Origin of the sequence: Pseudomonas sp. NFPP07 (assembly GCF_900115645.1) — a bacterium.
Classification (GTDB): Bacteria; Pseudomonadota; Gammaproteobacteria; order Pseudomonadales; family Pseudomonadaceae; genus Aquipseudomonas; species Aquipseudomonas chlororaphis.
In genome coordinates this window covers 71,754-89,729 of the sequence record NZ_FOXG01000015.1, presented here as the reverse complement: position 1 = coordinate 89,729, position 17,976 = coordinate 71,754, and the positions used below count along the sequence as shown (strand labels likewise).

Annotated in this window: 14 protein-coding genes and 1 pseudogene; 13 read left to right on the top strand and 2 right to left on the bottom strand. The window is 61.5% G+C overall.

Annotation, left to right across the window (positions count from 1 at the left end; all coding sequences use genetic code 11):
• Nucleotides 1-8 precede the first annotated feature (8 nt).
• The 9 genes from BM019_RS29490 to acpA all read left to right on the top strand — a co-directional run bounded on the left by BM019_RS29490 (nucleotide 9) and on the right by acpA (nucleotide 12,103).
• Nucleotides 9-1,115 carry an ABC transporter permease gene (locus BM019_RS29490; protein WP_092422478.1) on the top strand — a complete coding sequence of 369 codons (1,107 nt, stop codon included), beginning with the start codon at nucleotides 9-11 and terminating at the stop codon, nucleotides 1,113-1,115.
• Complete coding sequence (locus BM019_RS29485; RefSeq protein ID WP_009042034.1) at nucleotides 1,115-2,041, top strand: ABC transporter permease; 927 nt, start codon at nucleotides 1,115-1,117, stop codon at nucleotides 2,039-2,041. The genes BM019_RS29490 and BM019_RS29485 overlap by 1 nt, the downstream gene beginning before the upstream one ends.
• Before the next feature lie 1,488 nt (nucleotides 2,042-3,529).
• Entirely contained in the window at nucleotides 3,530-4,144 is a 615-nt protein-coding gene (locus BM019_RS29480; RefSeq protein ID WP_009042033.1) for a MotA/TolQ/ExbB proton channel family protein, read from the top strand.
• Between the two features lie 30 nt (nucleotides 4,145-4,174).
• On the top strand, nucleotides 4,175-4,582 hold the full coding sequence (locus BM019_RS29475; protein WP_009042032.1) for an ExbD/TolR family protein: 408 nt from the start codon (nucleotides 4,175-4,177) through the stop codon (nucleotides 4,580-4,582).
• A 386-nt stretch (nucleotides 4,583-4,968) separates the two neighbouring features.
• Nucleotides 4,969-5,316 carry an energy transducer TonB gene (locus BM019_RS31110; RefSeq protein ID WP_239691118.1) on the top strand — a complete coding sequence of 116 codons (348 nt, stop codon included), beginning with the start codon at nucleotides 4,969-4,971 and terminating at the stop codon, nucleotides 5,314-5,316.
• A 52-nt stretch (nucleotides 5,317-5,368) separates the two neighbouring features.
• Nucleotides 5,369-6,430: a purine nucleoside permease gene (locus tag BM019_RS29465; protein ID WP_092422490.1), complete on the top strand. Its 1,062-nt coding sequence runs from the start codon at nucleotides 5,369-5,371 to the stop codon at nucleotides 6,428-6,430.
• A 286-nt stretch (nucleotides 6,431-6,716) separates the two neighbouring features.
• The gene (locus BM019_RS29460) at nucleotides 6,717-7,610 is read left to right on the top strand and encodes a phosphorylase family protein (RefSeq protein ID WP_092422473.1); all 894 of its coding nucleotides are present in this window, start codon (nucleotides 6,717-6,719) and stop codon (nucleotides 7,608-7,610) included.
• A 126-nt stretch (nucleotides 7,611-7,736) separates the two neighbouring features.
• Complete coding sequence (locus tag BM019_RS29455; RefSeq protein ID WP_175510762.1) at nucleotides 7,737-10,217, top strand: TonB-dependent siderophore receptor; 2,481 nt, start codon at nucleotides 7,737-7,739, stop codon at nucleotides 10,215-10,217.
• 215 nt (nucleotides 10,218-10,432) lie between these two features.
• Nucleotides 10,433-12,103, top strand: coding sequence for an acid phosphatase (gene acpA / locus BM019_RS29450; protein ID WP_092422467.1), 1,671 nt, complete (start codon nucleotides 10,433-10,435; stop codon nucleotides 12,101-12,103).
• A 141-nt stretch (nucleotides 12,104-12,244) separates the two neighbouring features.
• Here the strand turns inward: acpA and BM019_RS29445 are convergent, their stop codons facing one another.
• Nucleotides 12,245-12,667 carry a hypothetical protein gene (locus BM019_RS29445; protein ID WP_092422464.1) on the bottom strand — a complete coding sequence of 141 codons (423 nt, stop codon included), beginning with the start codon at nucleotides 12,665-12,667 and terminating at the stop codon, nucleotides 12,245-12,247.
• A gap of 124 nt (nucleotides 12,668-12,791) precedes the next feature.
• Between BM019_RS29445 and BM019_RS29440 the strand changes: the two are divergent.
• From BM019_RS29440 to BM019_RS29430, 3 genes and pseudogenes are all read left to right on the top strand, one after another.
• Nucleotides 12,792-12,965 (top strand): annotated as a pseudogene (locus BM019_RS29440) (MerR family transcriptional regulator); the annotation flags it as partial.
• A 25-nt stretch (nucleotides 12,966-12,990) separates the two neighbouring features.
• Nucleotides 12,991-13,674 (top strand): SDR family oxidoreductase, encoded by a 684-nt coding sequence (locus BM019_RS29435; protein WP_009042025.1) that lies wholly within the window; start codon nucleotides 12,991-12,993, stop codon nucleotides 13,672-13,674.
• A gap of 247 nt (nucleotides 13,675-13,921) precedes the next feature.
• A complete protein-coding gene (locus BM019_RS29430; RefSeq protein WP_092422461.1) occupies nucleotides 13,922-15,280 on the top strand; it encodes an 8-oxoguanine deaminase in 1,359 nt (452 codons plus the stop codon).
• 103 nt (nucleotides 15,281-15,383) lie between these two features.
• On the opposite strand, the gene BM019_RS29425 is transcribed toward BM019_RS29430, so the two are convergent.
• A complete protein-coding gene (locus BM019_RS29425) occupies nucleotides 15,384-16,475 on the bottom strand; it encodes a calcium:cation antiporter (RefSeq protein WP_009042023.1) in 1,092 nt (363 codons plus the stop codon).
• Nucleotides 16,476-16,802: 327 nt separating this feature from the next.
• On the opposite strand from BM019_RS29425, the gene BM019_RS29420 reads away from it, so the two are divergent.
• Nucleotides 16,803-17,885, top strand: coding sequence for a BMP family ABC transporter substrate-binding protein (locus tag BM019_RS29420; protein ID WP_092422458.1), 1,083 nt, complete (start codon nucleotides 16,803-16,805; stop codon nucleotides 17,883-17,885).
• Nucleotides 17,886-17,976: the final 91 nt, after the last annotated feature.

Below are 17,976 nucleotides of genomic sequence, written 5' to 3'. Positions count from 1 at the left end.
GTTTATTTATGCTGCTTTCTCTCGAACCCCGCGGCCAGCAATCGCGCCTGATGCTCTGGTGCTCGCCGCTGTTAGCCGCCGCCCTGACCCTGGGCTGTGGCTCGTTGCTGTTCGTCGCCCTGGGCCACGACCCGCTGGAAACCCTGCACACCTTGCTGATCGCCCCGATCAGCGACCTGTATGGCGTCTCTGAACTGCTGGTCAAGGCCCTGCCGATCCTGCTCTGTGCCCTCGGCCTGGCCGTGGCGTATCAGGCGCGGATCTGGAACATCGGCGCCGAAGGCCAACTTCTACTCGGCGCCCTGGCCGGCAGCGCGCTGGCGGTGAACATCATCGACCTGCAAAGCCGCTGGGCGCTGGTGCTGATCCTGCTCACCGGCACCCTGGCCGGCGCCGCCTGGGCCGGCCTCACCGCCTGGTTGCGCACGCACTTCAACGCCAATGAAATCCTCACCAGCATCATGCTCAACTACATCGCCCTGAACCTGCTGCTGTACTGCGTGCACGGGCCGCTGAAAGACCCGGCCGGGTTCAACTTCCCCGAGTCGGCGATGTTCGGCGATGCCAGCCGCCTGCCGCTGCTCCTGGAAGACGGCCGGGTGCATGCCGGGGTGTATTTCGCCCTGCTGGCCCTGGTGGCGGTGTGGGTGCTGCTGCAAAAAAGCTTCGTCGGGTTCCAGATCAAGGTGCTGGGGCTGGACAAGCGCGCCGCCGGCTTCGTCGGTTTTCGCGAGAAGCGCCTGATCTGGCTGGCGCTGCTGATCAGCGGTGGGTTGGCCGGCCTGGCCGGGGTGTGCGAAGTCACCGGCCCCATCGGCCAGCTGGTGCCCCAGGTATCGCCCGGCTATGGCTATGCAGCGATCACCGTGGCCTTTCTCGGCCGCCTGCACCCCATCGGCATTCTGTTCTCCAGCCTGCTAATGGCGCTGCTGTACATCGGCGGCGAGAACGCGCAGATGAGCCTCAACCTGCCGCAAGCCATCACCCAGTTGTTCCAGGGCATGATGCTGTTCTTCCTGCTGGCCAGTGACGTGCTGATTCTCTATCGGCCGCGCCTGAACCTGCGCTGGACACGTCGCGCCGCCAACCCTTCCGTACAGGCAGGAGCGCTGTGATGGATATCGATCTGTTGAGCAATATTTTCTACGCCATGATCCGCTGCGGTACGCCGCTGCTGCTGGTGGCCCTGGGCGAACTGATCTGCGAGAAGAGCGGCGTCCTCAACCTCGGCCAGGAAGGCATGATGCTGTTTGGCGCGGTGATCGGTTTTATCGTCGCCCTGAACAGCGGCAACCTGTGGCTCGGCGTACTGCTGGCGATGCTCGCCGGGATGCTGCTGTCATCGCTGTTCGCCCTGGTGGCACTGGTGTTCAACGCCAATCAGGTGGCCACCGGCCTGGCCCTGACCATCTTTGGGGTCGGACTGTCGAGCTTCGTCGGCGCCAGTTGGGTCGGCAAACCGCTGGCCGGGTTTGAACCCATGGCGATTCCGCTGCTGAGCGAAATCCCCTTGATCGGGCGCATGCTGTTTGCCCAGGACCTGCTGGTCTACCTGTCCTTCGCCCTGTTCGCCCTGGTGGCTTGGGTGATCCTGAAAAGCCGGGTCGGCCTGATCATCCAGGCGGTCGGCGAAAACCCCGACGCGGCCAGCGCCATGGGCCTGCCGGTACTGCGGGTACGCACCCTGGCGGTGCTGTTCGGCGGCGCCATGGCTGGCCTGGCCGGGGCTTACCTGTCCCTGGCCTACACACCGATGTGGGCGGAAAACATGAGCGCCGGGCGCGGCTGGATCGCCCTAGCGCTGGTGGTGTTCGCCAGCTGGCGAGTGTGGCGCCTGCTGCTCGGCGCCTACCTGTTCGGCCTCGCCAGCATCCTGCACCTGGTGGCGCAAGGCCTGGGCCTGGCGATCCCTTCGAACCTGCTGGCGATGCTGCCGTATGCCGCGACCATCCTGGTGCTGGTGCTGCTGTCCCGGGATGCGCTGCGCACCCGCCTGTATGCGCCAGTGTCGCTGGGGCAGCCGTGGCAGGCAGGTCACTGACCGAAGACTTTTCACTATCGGCATGGGCTGCCTGACAGCCCATGCCCCCACCTCGCAACACCTCCCCTCAGCCCCCGGCCTAGCCCAGGCAACTGCCATCAGAAAGGGCTAGCAGTCCCTATCACCCAACGTGCATGACTTCTGCCTGACAAGGACGGATGAATGGCGCCCCATACCCGCGCACCAGGCGCCGCTTGGGTGCGCAACCATAAATGAAAATAGCCAGCCGATTGCCGAATAGCGACCGCTTATCCCTGGATCCGCAGCCAAGGTCATTTACTTTTCGCCCGCAAACCCTCTATCCGGCACATCCCGGGAAATTGGCCCGCTTTCTGCTTAAACGATTAAGCTGACCCAATGGTTAACTTTTTTGGACGTGAGTTCCACTTTCAACAACTGACAAACACTTTGAACAGGCAGGCTTGGCGTTCAACTGAAGTAACCGCGCACGATATTCACAGGCAGGGCTATTTGATTTTCCACCGTTGAAGAAGTGCATGACACCGGCCTATTACTCTCGCGCGAGGGACCGAAGAAAGACCGGCGCGTCTATATCAATTGACCGTATAGAAGATCTGAGCCCTACCCATTTATTCCAGTATCGGCTCCACCGATTTCCGGCTTATCTCCCAAGTGGCCGGACTCCTAGCAATACAGGCTACTGATGAAGTAGCAGGTTTTGCTTTATGTCGGCACGGGTAACTGTTGTCGACTTTTTTATTCGATTTCACTTCTTGCCCAAGAAGTGAAGAGTTCTCCTCCACAGACAAGGATGTCTTTTCCGGCGAAGTCATTCATCGCCGGTTTTTTTATTTATCAAGAACAAAAGCCAGGGGTATGCATGCAATCAACAAGATTGACCTTTGCTCAGGACAGCCGGACAAGCGAAAGGTCCCTGCCACAGCTTATTGAATCTCCGGCCACGGCCCGATCAAGTCTTTCCGGATTTGCCCCTGCACGACCTATCGAAAAAACGCGAATCCCGTTTCAGACAGGTTGGGCCCTTCATACCGGTACGACCTTGCAGCCTGCCGAATACCCCGTCATCCAGGCTGACGAGGATAGCTTCAGTTCGAGATATAGAGCCTGTTTTCAAGCACTTCCAGCGACCGGCCACCCTTTGTATCCGAATCCTGGCGTCGAGTAACGGACACAAAACGGTGCGAGGCGTTTCATGTTGGGGCGGATACAAAGGCTCTGCGGCGGCGTATTGAAAATCGATCTCAAGCCATTTTCCCCGGCCAAAACCACTCGTCAGGAAGAAGCCACTCTTTATCGACCAAGACTGCCTATTTAGAGCTGTTTTCGAAGATTTTTAACATGCTGAAAGGTTTAAGCTGAACTGTTGGTCAGGTTTTTGCAAAGACTCACTCGCTCGCTCCACCTGACCCTCCACAGAGGCGTGCCGAGCACCTGTGCCAAGGCCTCGCAACGCCGGTCCAGTACCTGCTACCGAGTATGTATTTCAACGTTAATGAAGGATTTCACATGTTAGAAGATGTCATTCAGTACTCCAAAGACTCTTGGGGGCTCATTCCACTGATGGTGGTGGTATTCATCATCGGAATCGCCGTGATCATCGAACGCTACTTCTTCTTCAGTACCAGCATCAAACTGGGACAAAGTCTTGATCTGGATTTGAAGCGGGTAAACCAGGACAACCTGGCCGATGTCAAGAAAGTTGCAGATCACTACAGTAAAAGTGCCCAAGGCAAGTTGGTATTGGCCGCAGTGGAGTCTCACGGAAAGTCCGAAGAGGCACTGGAACGGGATATCGATGAAACCATCATGATTCAGATTCCGCGACTGGACCGCAATCTCTGGGTACTGGATACCTGTGTAACTTTAGGCCCGCTGCTTGGACTGCTCGGCACCATCATTCATATGATCCAGGTGTTCAGTGTATTGGCGGCCAATACATCGCAGAAAGTCAGTTCGGTAACCGGGCCTATTGCCCATGCGCTGGTCGCTACCGCTGTCGGTTTATGCATCGCCATCGTCTGCGTGATTTTTCTCAATCACTTCAACAAGCGTATCCGCCTGGTCGTCAATCAGATGGAACTGATCAAGTCCATGCTGGTTGGGCGCTTGGCCAAGGGTTGATTAATACCTACGCCACTCGGAGAAATAGTCATGGCTAGCAAGAGATCAAACTATCTCGGACATGAAGAGAAAGCCCGCATCGAAATCATTCCGATGATCGACGTGATGATGTTTCTGTTGGTGTTCTTCGTACTCATCATGATCGAGATGATCCAGGGCACCGGTATCACCCTGGAGTTGCCGCAGTCCTCTTCGCAAGAAGCGATCGAGTCGGTCACGCTCAATATCGGCGTCTCCAACGACGGTGGCTTGTTTGTCGATGGCCAGCCCATCAGCGACGAACAGCTGACGAGCCGGCTCACCGAGATGCAGAACAGCGGAAAACTGGATGTGGTGATCGCCGGCGATCGTGGCACCCAATATGAAAGCATCGTGCACACAATGGATCTGGTACGCGCTGCCGGTATCAGTGCTATTGGCCTGGCGACGCAAAACTGATGAACGACCTGACCCCCAACGTACGGCGAGGGGCCTTGTGGGCCTCCGACGACCATCATGTCGACCATCACCTGTCGATGCCGGCGGCTATCGGCCTGGCTGTGCTGGCGGTTGCATTGGGTATCACGTTGCTGAGCCTGATCGAGGCCAGGCAGCCGGTAGTTGAGGAGCCGCCGAAGGTGACCAAGGTGACCATGGTGCAAGTGCCCCCTCCACCACCGCCTGCACCGCCACCGCCACCGCCACCGCCTCCGCCACCTCCGCCACCTCCGCCACCTCCGCCTCCCCCTCCACCGCCGCCTGCGCCGGTGAAAAAGCCTGCGCCTGCGAAGAAGGTCACGCCGGAGAAACCGAAACCCAAACCGGAGCCCAAACCGCAACAGCCCGTGCCGCCGCCCCCTGCGCCGACACCGCCACCACCGGTTACTCCGCCACCGCCGCCGCCACCGCCCACGCCGTCGAGCAGCACCGACGCGGTCGCCCTGGATCAGCAGGCACCGGTTTATCCGCGTGATGCCCGGCAGGCCAAGATCGAGGGCTATGTGGTGCTGGAACTTGCGATCCGCCCGGACGGCACGGTTGCCAGCGCCAAGGTGCTCGAGTCGAAACCACGCAAGCTGTTCGACGAGGCCGCGATCAACGCGGTGAAACGCTGGAAGTTCCAGCCGCGAATGGTCAATGGCGCGGCCGTTGAGCAGCGCGCTAAACAGACGGTCAGGTTCGACCTGAAATAAGACCGTGGAGGGTGCGCGCGGAGCGCATGCCCTCTGCCAAGGAATCAAGATGATGACGACACGTAAAACCAGTGGCGCACTCGCTGCCGCGCTGTGCTGCCTGGGCGCAGGCGGAGCAACCCAGGCCGCCGAGCAGCCGATTCAGATCAAGGCTGTGGTCCTGAGCATGTTCGAGCTCGGCCAGGATCAGGGAGACAACCCTGGCGAGTTTCAGTTCTGGCGTGAGCGCGCCGGCCTGAATCAGTGCATGCCACTCGCCCAGGGTTTTCATGACGTATGCCTGAACCCTGAAACCGGCGTCCTGGCAACGGTGACCGGCATGGGCACTGCCCGTGCGGCGGCGTCGGTAATGGCCCTGGGCATGGATCCGCGCTTTGACTTGAGCAAGGCGTACTGGCTGGTTGCAGGCATTGCCGGCATCAATCCGCACAAAGGCTCCATCGGCTCGGCGGCCTGGGCCAACTATGTGGTGGACGGTGACCTGGCGCACGAGATCGATGCGCGGGAAATCCCCAAGGACTGGAAAACCGGCTACACCCCGTTCTTTCGCGCAACGCCTTATGCCCAGCCACGTTCGGACAGCATCGGCGAAGTCTACAAGCTCAATGGTCGACTGGTGGACTGGGCCTACAACCTGACGAAAGACGTGCCGCTGGTAGAAAACCAGGACCTGGCAGCGTTTCGTCAACAGTTCAAGGGGTTCCCCCAGGCCGTCCTGCCGGCCAAGGTCATGAAAGGCGACAACCTCGCCTCCTCGACGTTCTGGCACGGCGCACGGCTCAACGACTGGGCCGGTGACTGGGTCAAGTACTGGACCGACGGCAAAGGGCAATTCGTGACCTCCGCCATGGAGGACAGCGGAACCCTGCAGTCCCTCAGTTTCCTGAGCAAGGCAGCGAAGGTGGACCTGGACCGCGTGCTGGTATTGCGTACCGCCAGTAACTACACCATGCAGCCGCCCGGCATGAGCGCCGCGCAAAGCATGGCTCATGACCAGGCGGGTTTCGTCGGCATGCGGCCCTCGCTCGAAGCCGCCTATCGAGTGGGCAGCACGGTGATCAACGCGCTGACGGGAAACTGGGAGCGGTATTCCCAGACCCTGCCGGGACACTGAACTCATGACCCGGCCTGGTGAACGCCATAAAACAATCCAGGCCATGACCCGAGAAGCACGATCGAGCACTGACAGGCGGATGTACTTGATAACCGCACTCGTTGCTTGAACACACTTCCTGGCGACTGAAGCCGCTGTTTACCGGTTCGGACAATAAACCAGCCAGCGCGTTGCCGGCGCTGATGCTTAACACCCATGCCCGTTAGCTGACATTCAACTAACCCGCATGACGGCCACGCCTTGCCTGGAAAACGGCAGGACTTACAACTAAGTGAAGAGGTGTTTTATGAAAATCCTCATGGGTTTATTACTGGGATGCTTATCGGTAACGGCCTGGGCCGCTACCCCCGCGGTTCCGTGCAAGGCCGATATTGCGGTGATTGGCGGTACCTTCATCAACGATGCAATGTTGAAGTCCGGAAAACTCAAGGAGTCCTTCACCCTTGAAACTCCAGCCGGAACTTCGCCAACTATTTATTGCGGCAACTATAAAAACGTTCCGTTCTATTACATCAACATGCATGGCGACGGAAAGATCGTCGAAACCTGGGCCGCCCTTTACCAGCTACGGGTTCGTGATGCGATTGGCGGAGCAACAGCCGGCGGTATCAATCCGGCAATGAAACTCCACGATCTGGTAGTGGCCGATGACGTCATCGACTTCAACATCGACCGGCCACTGGCGCTGCCCGATGCCATCTACCGCAAGGGCGACCATCCGGTTCCGCGCTATACGCCGGCCATGGACCCCATTCTTCGCGACATCCTGATCGATGAGACGCACAAACGCCTGAACCGTGGAGACGCTCCCGTCGCCGGGATCAACCTGCACAAGAGCGGGGTGATCATGCAAACCCGCGGCGGGCGTTTCGAAACGGCCGCGGAAGTGCGCATGCTGGCCAAGATGGGCGGCGACCTGGTGACCATGAGCGTGGGTTCGGAAGTGATCTATGCGCGCATGGCCGGAATCAACTATGCCTCGCTGATCGCCATCTCCAATCCAGCCGAAGGCCTGGGTAACTGGACATGGGACACCATCCGCGAAGTTTACCCACGGCTTAATCCGGTTTGCCTGGAAATCGTTCTGGAGTCCTTGCCGAAGATTGCCGCCATCGGCAATAAGCCGCGGGTCGGCGACAGTTTGCGTATTCACCCGGAAATGACCTCAGAGAAGAAGTAAGCGAACTTCAACTTGCTCTAGAAGGCTGTGCAAGTACGGCAGGAACACCTTGTGTTTCTGCCTGTACGCACTCGCCTGTCGTTCAACAACTTTTACATAAAAGCAAATGTAGTAGGGGAGTGTTCCATGGGTACATATAACTGGCGTCACCCGCAAAAACTGGCCCTGGCAGTTGCGGCTGCTGTGCAGATTCTCGGCGGACAGGCCATGGCCGAGGATCAGAAAGAGACAGTCGAACTTGAGGACTACATTCTCAAGGAGAGTGTCGAAGACACCATGGGCATCATGCCCAGCCAGCCGGTGAAGAGCGTTTTCGGCCTGGGCAAGTCCATCGCCGAAACCCCGCGCTCGGTGTCGGATGTGTCGTCCGACCTGATCGAAAACTACGGCTTGCGCGATATCAACGACCTGGTTCGCCTCGCCCCGGGAGCCTACACCAGCTCCTTCTTCGGGGTGCCGGGAGCGCTGAGCCTGCGTGGCGATGCCGCGGATAACTACTTCCGGGGTTTCAAGCGGGTAGAGAACCCTGGCAACTATGCAACGCCGATCCGCGCCGCCAGTTCGGTCGATATCGTGCGTGGCCCGGTTTCGCCCATCTACGGCGCCGGCAAGGTCGGCGGCTACATGAACTTCAACCCGAAATCCTCGAAGTCGGCAACCTCCAAGTTCATCGAAAAACCTACCGGGCAATTCGGTGTGACCGTGGGCTCCTATGACCAGTACATCACCACCGCCGAAGGCGGCTCGCCCTTTGAGCTGGGTGGCCGCCAGGGTGGCGTCTATGGCTTCTTCGAGCAGGAGGACTCGAAAAGCTACTTCGACAACGTCGAACCCAAGTCGACCATCGGCCAGATCGCCTTCGACATGGACCTCACCGACAACCTGCGGACCGAGTTCGGCGGCCAGTACCTGAAAGCCAAACGCATCCAGAACCCTGGATGGAACCGGGTCACCCAGGACCTGATCGACCACGACACCTACATCACCGGCGCGCCGTCCAAGATGAGCTCAAGGGGCGATGTGCTGTTCCCTGACGATGTACGCAACAACATCAGCCCGGGCGTCGGTTTTCCACCAGGCAGCGGCAACTCCAAGCTGGACGTTTTCTGCCTGAACTACAGCAACTGCTTCTTCGACCCGAAAGACCCGAACGCGGCACTGAGCAACCCCGGGACCACCAAGCTCGACCGCAACAAGGTGTTCACCGACAAGAAGGACAAGGGCGAAAGCAAGGCCGCCACGGCGTACTTCGACCTTATCTGGTCGCTGGACAATGACATGGAGCTCAAGAACCAGTTCTTCTACGACTCCCTGGACCACAACAAATACACCAGCTATGGCTTCACCGCCGACTACGACGCCTACACCTGGGAAGACAAGGTCAGCCTGAGCTTCCCGCTGCAGATCGGAGAGGTCAGCACGTCCAACGTCGTCGGCGTCAACTATCGCTACTACAGCGCCATCGACCGAGAGTCCTACCTCGATGAGATCCTCGACCGCCGCGACCTGAATGTCGGGCCGACACCGGACGACAGCTTCGACATCGGCCATACCGGCAACGTCGAGATTGCCCCCGGCATGTACCGACGCAACTTCAATACCCAGAGCGCATCCATCACCAAAAACACCGGCGCGTTCATGCTGTCCGACATGAACTGGCAGAACTGGAACCTGCTGCTGGGCTATCGCTTCGACTACTACGACGCCAAGGCCAAAGAGAAGGCCCAGGCCACCAATGGCGATCTGGTCGGCGATGCCAATGGCGACGGGCGTCCGGACAAAGCCACCAACCACAACACCACTGACTCGTTCAGCGCCAGCCTCTCGTACAAGACACCGTGGGGGTTCATCCCTTACTTCACCTACGCCGAGTCGACCGCGCTGTCGGCCAACCAGGCGGGTGGCGTAACGGCGTCGGACGTCTCCAGCGGCAACTACCTGCAGGACTCGAAACTGCGCGAGTACGGCATCAAGTACAACAGCGAGAACGGCAACGTCTACGCCGCGCTGGCCTACTACGACCAGGAGAAGACCTACCGCGACTCGCAAAACGGCAGCACCGTGCTGGTCAACGGCAAGGGGTACGAAGGTGAATTGCGCTGGATGCTCAACCAGAACTTCTCCATGACCGCCTCGGCGACCAAACAGAAGGTGCGCGAGAAAGGGCAGCCTTTCACCGTGCTCAATACCGCCGCTGTCGCCCAAGCCTATGGCCTGGATCCGTCGCAACTCTATGGCTTCCGCTTCTTCGACCCGACCGGCCAGGTGCTGGGCGGCGAATACGATCGTGGCGGCGTACCGGAATGGGTAACCAGCCTGTATGGCAATTACACCCAGCCGACCCCTTGGGGTGGCCGTGTGAACGCCAGCCTGGGCTTCACCTGGGTAGACGAGCAATGGGCGGACAACCAGAAGCAGATCAAGCTGCCTGACTACACCGTGTGGAACGGCTCGGTGGGCTACTCCGAAAAGTCCTGGGAAGCGCTGTTTACCGTCAACAACCTGTTCAACGAGAAGTACTTCACTTCCGCCAACCTGTTCGACTCGACCCTGGTGTTCCCTTCCGCTCCGCGTACCTACACCGCCAGCTTCGTTTACAAGTTCTGATCTCTCTGGCTAACCAGGGAGGCCCCGTCCGGGGCCTCCCTCATAGCAGATGGATTTCAAGCATTCGGCGACTCACCCATGGCCGACCTCAGCGCCGCGCTCCCTCCTCGCGTCCGCTCGATAGCTGGCGCGGCATTCATGACGCCAGCCGCCTGGCGGCATGAGTTCCAACGCGCCATGAACGGATGCCCTGCAACTTAGGTGGAAGACCTGTAATGAACCACAACGACCCTGAAACCCCGATCGATCCCCGCCGTCGCCACTTTCTCGCCGGTGCCGCGGTACTGGGTGCCGGCGCCGCGCTCAGCGGCTGCACGCCCAACAGCGATGCGCCCCAGGCACCGGTCAAGCGCCCCCTGTCCGCTGCCGAGCTGGACAGGGCACTGCGCAACCACGTCAAGACGGTGGTGGTGATCTATGCCGAGAACCGTAGTTTCAACAACCTGTTCGCCGATTTCCCCGGCCTCGAACAGCCTCTTTCCAGCCTCGAGCCCGCCGCTTACCAGCAGCGCGACCGCGACGGCAGCCTGCTGCGAATCCTGCCCCCGGTCTGGGGCGGCACCCTGCATCTGGGACCGCAGACCGTGGATGGCGTGACCTACCCGGCTGGCGTGCCATTTCAGCAGGACCTGCCGAACGCGCCGTTCGCCCTCAAAGGCCCGAATGCCGAGGACCTGCCGCTGAGCCTGGTGACCCGCGATTTGTCCCACGAATTCTTCCAGAACCAGATGCAGATCAACGGTGGCATGAATGACCGGTTCGCCGCCTGGTCCGACTCCGGCGGCCTGACCATGGGGCACTACAGGCAAAGCCGCTATACCCTTCGCCTGTGGGATATCGCGCGGCAGTTCGTGCTCTGCGACAACTTCTTCCAGGGCGCCTTTGGCGGTTCATACCTGAACCATCAATACCTGATCTCGGCGGCGGTGCCGCACTATCCGAACGCCCGCAACTCGGTGGCCAAGGCGCAGATCGCCAGCCTGCACAGCGACGACCCCAGCGACCCACGGCTCAAACCCCTGGCCGACTCGCCCGCCAGCGCCATGGACGGCCCCGCCCAGTTCGGCCCCTGCGCACTCACCCCGGACGGTTACGCGGTCAACACCTTCGCCCCGCCCTACTGGCCGACCTGGCAACGCGACCCACAACGGCCGGACTATTCCAAACCGGACCTGCCCTTCGTGCTGGTTGCGCAACACCACGAGCACATCGGCGACAAGCTGTCGCAAAGGAACATCGACTGGGCCTGGTACGCCGGTGGCTGGCAGGCCACCCTGGATGAGTTCAGCGGCTCGAGTGCGATCCCGAAAATCCCCAACTTCCAGTACCACCACCAACCCTTCAACTACTTCCGCCAGCAAGGCCCGGAGCACCCCGGCGAACGCGCCAGGCGCCTGCGCGACGGCGGCCTGGGCGACGACCCGTCGACGAATCGGTTCTTCGCCGACGCCCTGGCCGGCAAGCTGCCGAGCGTGAGTTTCTACAAGCCCCAGGGCAACCTCAACATGCATGCCGGGTACGCCGATGTCGCCGCGGGCGACCGCCATCTGGTCCACGCGATCAAGACCCTGCAGGACAGTCCGCAGTGGAACAACATGGTGCTGATTGTCACGGTCGACGAGAACGGCGGCTGGTGGGACCACGTGGCCCCGCCCAAGGGTGATCGCTGGGGCCCGGGCAGCCGCATTCCGGCCCTGGTGGTGTCGCCCTTCGCCCGCAAGGGAACGGTGGATCACACGGTGTATGACACGGCATCGATCCTGCGCCTGGTGACCCGGGTCTTCGACCTGGAAAAGCTCGATGGCCTGAAACTGCGTGACGAGGCCATGGCCGCCCGGGACCAGCCACCCATGGGCGACCTGACCAATGCGCTGCAGTTCGATTAGCCCGCGCCGGAAAGGACTGACTGCGGCAGACGTCCAGTGGATCGGATTCTGGGCGGCCTTGCTCATCCCCTGCATTCGCTGCGACGCCATCGTCGAGCTGCCGGCTCCTGCCCCTGTAGGAGCCAGCCGTGCGACGATGCTTCAGGCCACGCCAGGAATCGCACGCGGTTCACCACGGATCGGCCACAACTGCGCCACCGCCCAAGCCAGCTCGAAAAACAGGATCACGCCGATCAAGGCCGTGCCGCCCTGGGCCAGGGCGTAGATCTGCCAGGTGGCGAACAGCAGCCGGCCGGCGGCGTCGCAGCGTCCGAAGGCCAACTGCGGATCGCGGATGCGCAGCACCGACCACACGCAGACGATCGAGCCCATCAGGTTGACCATCAGCATATGCATGGGCTCGAACGGCGGCAGTGCGCCGGGCAGGTCGAGGGCCCGGCTCCACTGCTGCATCAGGCCGTGCAGGGCGAGAAAGCTCCAGGGGGTGACAAAGGCGGCGGTGACGATCAGGTCGTACCAACCGCTGGCCCGCACCAATTGACGGTATTGCGCTGTGCTCCACATAAAGGATCGCTCCGGATATTCAAGGAGCACACAAGCTAAAGCCTGGAGTATGCTCCAGGGTCAAGCCCTTCCGAGACGCCAGCATGCGCCTCGGTGAACTTGCCCGGCCTGCGCCGTCAGCCGCGGCGAGATCGGCAACAGCGTTGCCGCGATCTGGCATGCCAGCGATCCGGACAGCGCCGTGACTCAACTGCTGCAAGACAAACTGCTCCTGATCGAGACCCGCATCAGCGAACTGGGCGAGTTGCGCCAGGAGCTGCGACAACGGCTCGGCCAGCGTTGTCCATTAAATCCATGATCTTCACTCATCAAGGAATCCCCGCATGTCTACGCCAAAAACCGCACTGATCATCGGCGCCTCCAGAGGCCTGGGCCTGGGCCTGGTGCAACGTCTGCTGGACGATGGCTGGCAGGTCACCGCCACCGTGCGCAACCCGCAAAAAGCCGAGGCGCTCAAGGCCCTGGGACCGGTCCGTATCGAGCAACTGGACATGGACGACCAGCAGGCGGTGATCGCCCTGAACCAGAAGCTCAAAGGCGAAGTGTTCGACCTGCTGTTCGTCAACGCCGGGGTCAAGGGGCCGGACGACCAGACGCCGGGCAAGGCGACCCTGGCGGAAGTCGGCCAGCTGTTCTTCACCAACGCGGTGGCGCCGATCAACCTGGCCCAGCGTTTCGCCCCGCAGATCCGTCCGGACAGCGGCGTGCTGGCGTTCATGAGTTCGGTGCTGGGCAGCGTGACCATGCCCGACGCGCCGGAGCTGGCGCTGTACAAGGCGAGCAAGGCGGCGCTGAACTCCATGACCAACAGCTTCGTGACCCAGCTCGAGCAGAAGCTCACCGTGCTGTCGCTGCACCCGGGCTGGGTGAAGACCGACATGGGCGGCGAAGGCGCGGACATCGACGTCGAGACCAGCACCCGCGGCCTGATCGAGCAGATCAATGCCTATACCGGCAAGGGCGGGCACCATTTCGTCAACTACAAGGGCGAAACCATTCCCTGGTAAGCCTGCACCTGTAGCCGCGGCCAACATCGCAGCGCCCACTGCGTGGTCGAACGCAGCCTTCGGCAGCGGCTACAGGACGTCATCGCGGGCTAGCCTTGCGCCTACGGAATACGAGCTGGCCGGCGATAGACCGCAACGCGGTCTCGCCGTAAACTGCACCCCGCGTCGATCCTGACGCCCCTGGATCAGCAGACAGGGCAACACTGAGCTGGCTAACCTGAACCCACTTTCAGAGGAGCCGGCCACCATGCCTGCGACCCGTACCTGGTTAAAGAATCCCCTCGCCATTTTCACTGGCAATGCCCTCGACGCCCGTGGCGGCCTGGTGCTGCAAGACGGCCTGATCGTCGAAGTGCTCGGCGCCGGCCAGCAACCCGCCCAGCCCTGCGCACAGGTCTTCGATGCCCGCGAGCATGTGCTGCTGCCGGGGCTGATCAACACCCATCACCACTTCTATCAGACCCTGACCCGCGCCTGGGCGCCGGTGGTCAACCAGCCGCTGTTCCCCTGGCTGAAAACCCTGTACCCGGTCTGGGCCCGGCTGACCCCGGAGCAACTCGCCCTGGCCAGTAAAGTGGCGCTGGCCGAACTGCTGCTGTCCGGCTGCACCGCCGCCGCCGACCACCACTACCTGTTCCCCGAAGGCCTGGAAAACGCCATCGACGTGCAGGTGGCCAGCGTGCGCGAACTGGGCATGCGCGCCATGCTCACCCGCGGCTCCATGAGCCTCGGCGAAGCGGATGGCGGCCTGCCGCCGCAGCAGACCGTGCAACAGGGCGAGGTGATTCTCGCCGACAGCCAGCGGCTGATCGCCGAGTACCACGAACGCGGCGCCGGCGCGCAGATCCAGATCGCCCTGGCGCCCTGCTCGCCGTTCTCGGTAACCCCGGAGATCATGGCGGCCAGCGCCGAGCTGGCGGCAAAACTCGACGTGCGCCTGCACACCCACCTGGCGGAAACCCTCGACGAGGAAGACTTCTGCCTGCAACGTTTCGGCCTGCGCACCGTGGACTACCTGGACAGCGTCGGCTGGCTCGGCCCGCGGACCTGGCTGGCCCACGGCATCCATTTCAACCCGGATGAAATCGCCCGCCTCGGCGCCGCCGGGACCGGCATCTGCCATTGCCCGAGCTCCAACATGCGCCTGGCCTCGGGCATCTGCCCGACCCTGGAACTGACCGACGCCGGCGCGCCCGTCGGCCTGGGGGTGGATGGCTCGGCCTCGAACGACGCCTCCAACATGATTCTCGAAACCCGTCAGGCCCTGTACCTGCAGCGCCTGCGCTACGGCGCCGAAAAGATCACCCCGGAGTTGGTGCTGGGCTGGGCCACCCAGGGTTCGGCACGGCTGCTGGGGCGCAGCGATATCGGCGAGCTGGCCGTGGGCAAGCAGGCCGACCTGGCGCTGTTCAAGCTCGATGAGCTGCGCTTCTCCGGCAGCCATGATCCGTTGTCGGCGTTGCTGCTGTGCGGCGCGGATCGGGCGGACCGGGTGATGGTCGGCGGCCAGTGGCGGGTGATCGACGGGCAGGTCGAGGGCCTGGATCTGAAGGGCTTGATTGCCGATCACAGCCAGGCGGCGCGGAAGTTGATCGGCGGCGCCTGATCCGGCGTTATCGCGAGCAAGCTCGCTCCTACAGGGAACCGGTCCCGATCATTTCCAGAATGAATCACGCCGGATGTAGGAGCGAGCTTGCTCGCGATGCTCCTCAAAGACCCAACAGCGACAACATGATGAAGGTCGCGAACAGCACGAAGTGGGTCATGCCTTCGATGGCATTGGTCTCACCGTCGTTGAGGTTGATCGCGCTGACGATCAGGGTGATGAAGATCATCACCGTCTGCACCGGGGTCATCGCCATCTGGAACGGCTGGCCGGTGTAGAGCGCCATGGCCTCCATCACCGGCACCGTCAGGATCACCGTCGACAACGACGCGCCCAACGCAATGTTGACCACCGACTGCATGCGATTGGCCAGCGCTGCGCGCAGAGCGGTGAGGATTTCCGGCGCCGCGGAAATCGCCGCCACCAGGATCGCCGTGATCACCGGCGGCGCGCCCGTGCCTTCCAGCCCCAGGTCGAGGGTCTTGGACATCACCTCCGCCAAGGCGCCGATCAGTACCACGCCGAACACCAGGGTAGCGATGGAAAACGCCAGGCTGACAGGCGCCGGCTGATCCTCCGTCGGTTCTTTCTTGCGGCGTTTTTCCGGGTAGCTGTAGCTGAAGAAGTAGCTGTGGGCGCCGACCTGCATGCGCAGGAACAGGGTGTACAACAGCACCATCGCGCCAATGGTGAAGGCCGAGTAGAGCTTCCACTTCGACTCGGGAATGAACTCCGGCACCACCATCGACACGCCCATGGCGGTGAGGATCATCACACTGTAGGAACGCGCCGAGTCGTCGTTGTAGGCCTGCTCGCCATGCTTGATCCCGCCCATCAGCGCGGCCAGGCCGAGGATGCCGTTGATGTCGAGCATCACCGCCGAATAGATGGTGTCGCGCACCAGGGTCGGCGAGGCCTCGTTGCTCATCATGATCGCCAGGATCACCACCTCCACCAGGACCGCGGCGAGGGTCAGGATCATGGTGCCGTAGGGGTCGCCGACCTTCTCCGCCAGCAGCTCGGCGTGATGGGCGACGCGCATCGAGGCCGCGACGATAAAACCGATCAGCACCAACCCGGAGATCAGCGCCACGCCCTGGCCGCCGTTGAGCAGCGCATGCTCCAGCGGATAGGCAACCAGCGCCGCGAGCAGCGCCAGCAACAGAAAACTTTCTTGCTTGAGTGAAGTGAACATTGCAGTCCTTTGACCGGATAAATCGAGCAGAAAGAGATGAGCTAAAGACTGCCTGAAGTCACTAACGTTTCGTTACACCTTAGTGCACCAGTCAATGGCGTTGATGGGCGAGGGTGCACCGGGATGAGCCTTTGGTGATCCGGCGGGCCTCTTCGCCGGCAAGCCTCGCGCCCACAGGATCATGCAGCCTCTGCAGGCGCGAGGCTTGCCCGCGAAGGCCTCACCCTGGTCCCGAAGAATTTGTTGTCCTGTTGGTCAGCTATTTGCATTGAGCCATTCAAGCCTTAGAGCCCAGCCACGCCCCACAACAAAATGGAGTCCGGATTCATGCATAAACGTCCGTTGCAAAAACTGCTGTGCGCCCTCACCGCGGCCATCGGCCTGAGTGTCTCACTGGGCGCCAGCGCCGCCGATCCGTTGAAGGTCGGCTTCGTCTATATCGGCCCAATCGGCGACCACGGCTGGACCTATCAGCATGAACAGGGGCGCCTGGCGCTGGTGGAGAAGTTCGGCGAGCAGATCAAGACCAACTACGTGGAGAACGTCGCCGAAGGCGCCGACGCCGAGCGGGTGATCCGCAACATGGCCAAGGATAAGTACGACCTGATTTTCACCACCTCCTTCGGCTACATGAACCCGACCCTGAAAGTCGCCAAGCAGTTTCCCAAAACCACCTTCGAACACGCCACCGGCTACAAGCAGGACAAGAACCTCGGCACCTACCTGGCCCGCACCTATGAAGGTCGCTACGTCGGCGGTTTCCTCGCGGCGAAGATGACCAAGAGCAAGAAGGTCGGCTACATCGCCTCCTTCCCGATCCCGGAAGTGATCCGCGACATCAACGCCATCCAGCTGGCCCTGAACAAATACAACCCGGGCACCGAGATCAAGGTGGTGTGGGTCAACTCCTGGTTCGACCCGGGCAAGGAAGCCGACGCCGCCAACGCCCTGATCGACCAGGGCGCCGACGTGATCTTCCAGCACACCGACAGCCCGGCGCCGATCCAGGCCGCCGAGCGCCGTGGCGTGTACGCCGTGGGCTACGCCTCGGACATGGCCCACTTCGGCCCGAAAGCGGTGCTGACCTCCATCGTCAACAACTGGGGCCCGCACTACATCCAGGCCACCCAGGGCGTGCTCGACCACAGTTGGAAATCCCAGGACTACTGGGGCGGCCTGAAGGAAGGCACGGTCGAACTGCCGATCAGCGACCTGGTACCGGCCGACGTCAAGCGTGAGGCCGAGCAGATCATCGCCGACATCAAGAGCGGCGCCTTCCATCCGTTCACCGGGCCGATCAAGGATCAGGCCGGCGTGGAAAAACTCGCCGCCGGGGTCAGCGCCAGCAATGCAGAGCTCGCGTCGATGAACTATTACGTGGAAGGCATGAAGGCCGACATTCCGAAATGACTCGCCGGTAGCCGCTGTCGCGGGCTGCACTAAGTTCCGAAGGACCTTTGCTCGATCTCCAGAGCACGCCCCCTTCGTCGGAGTGCCGCCC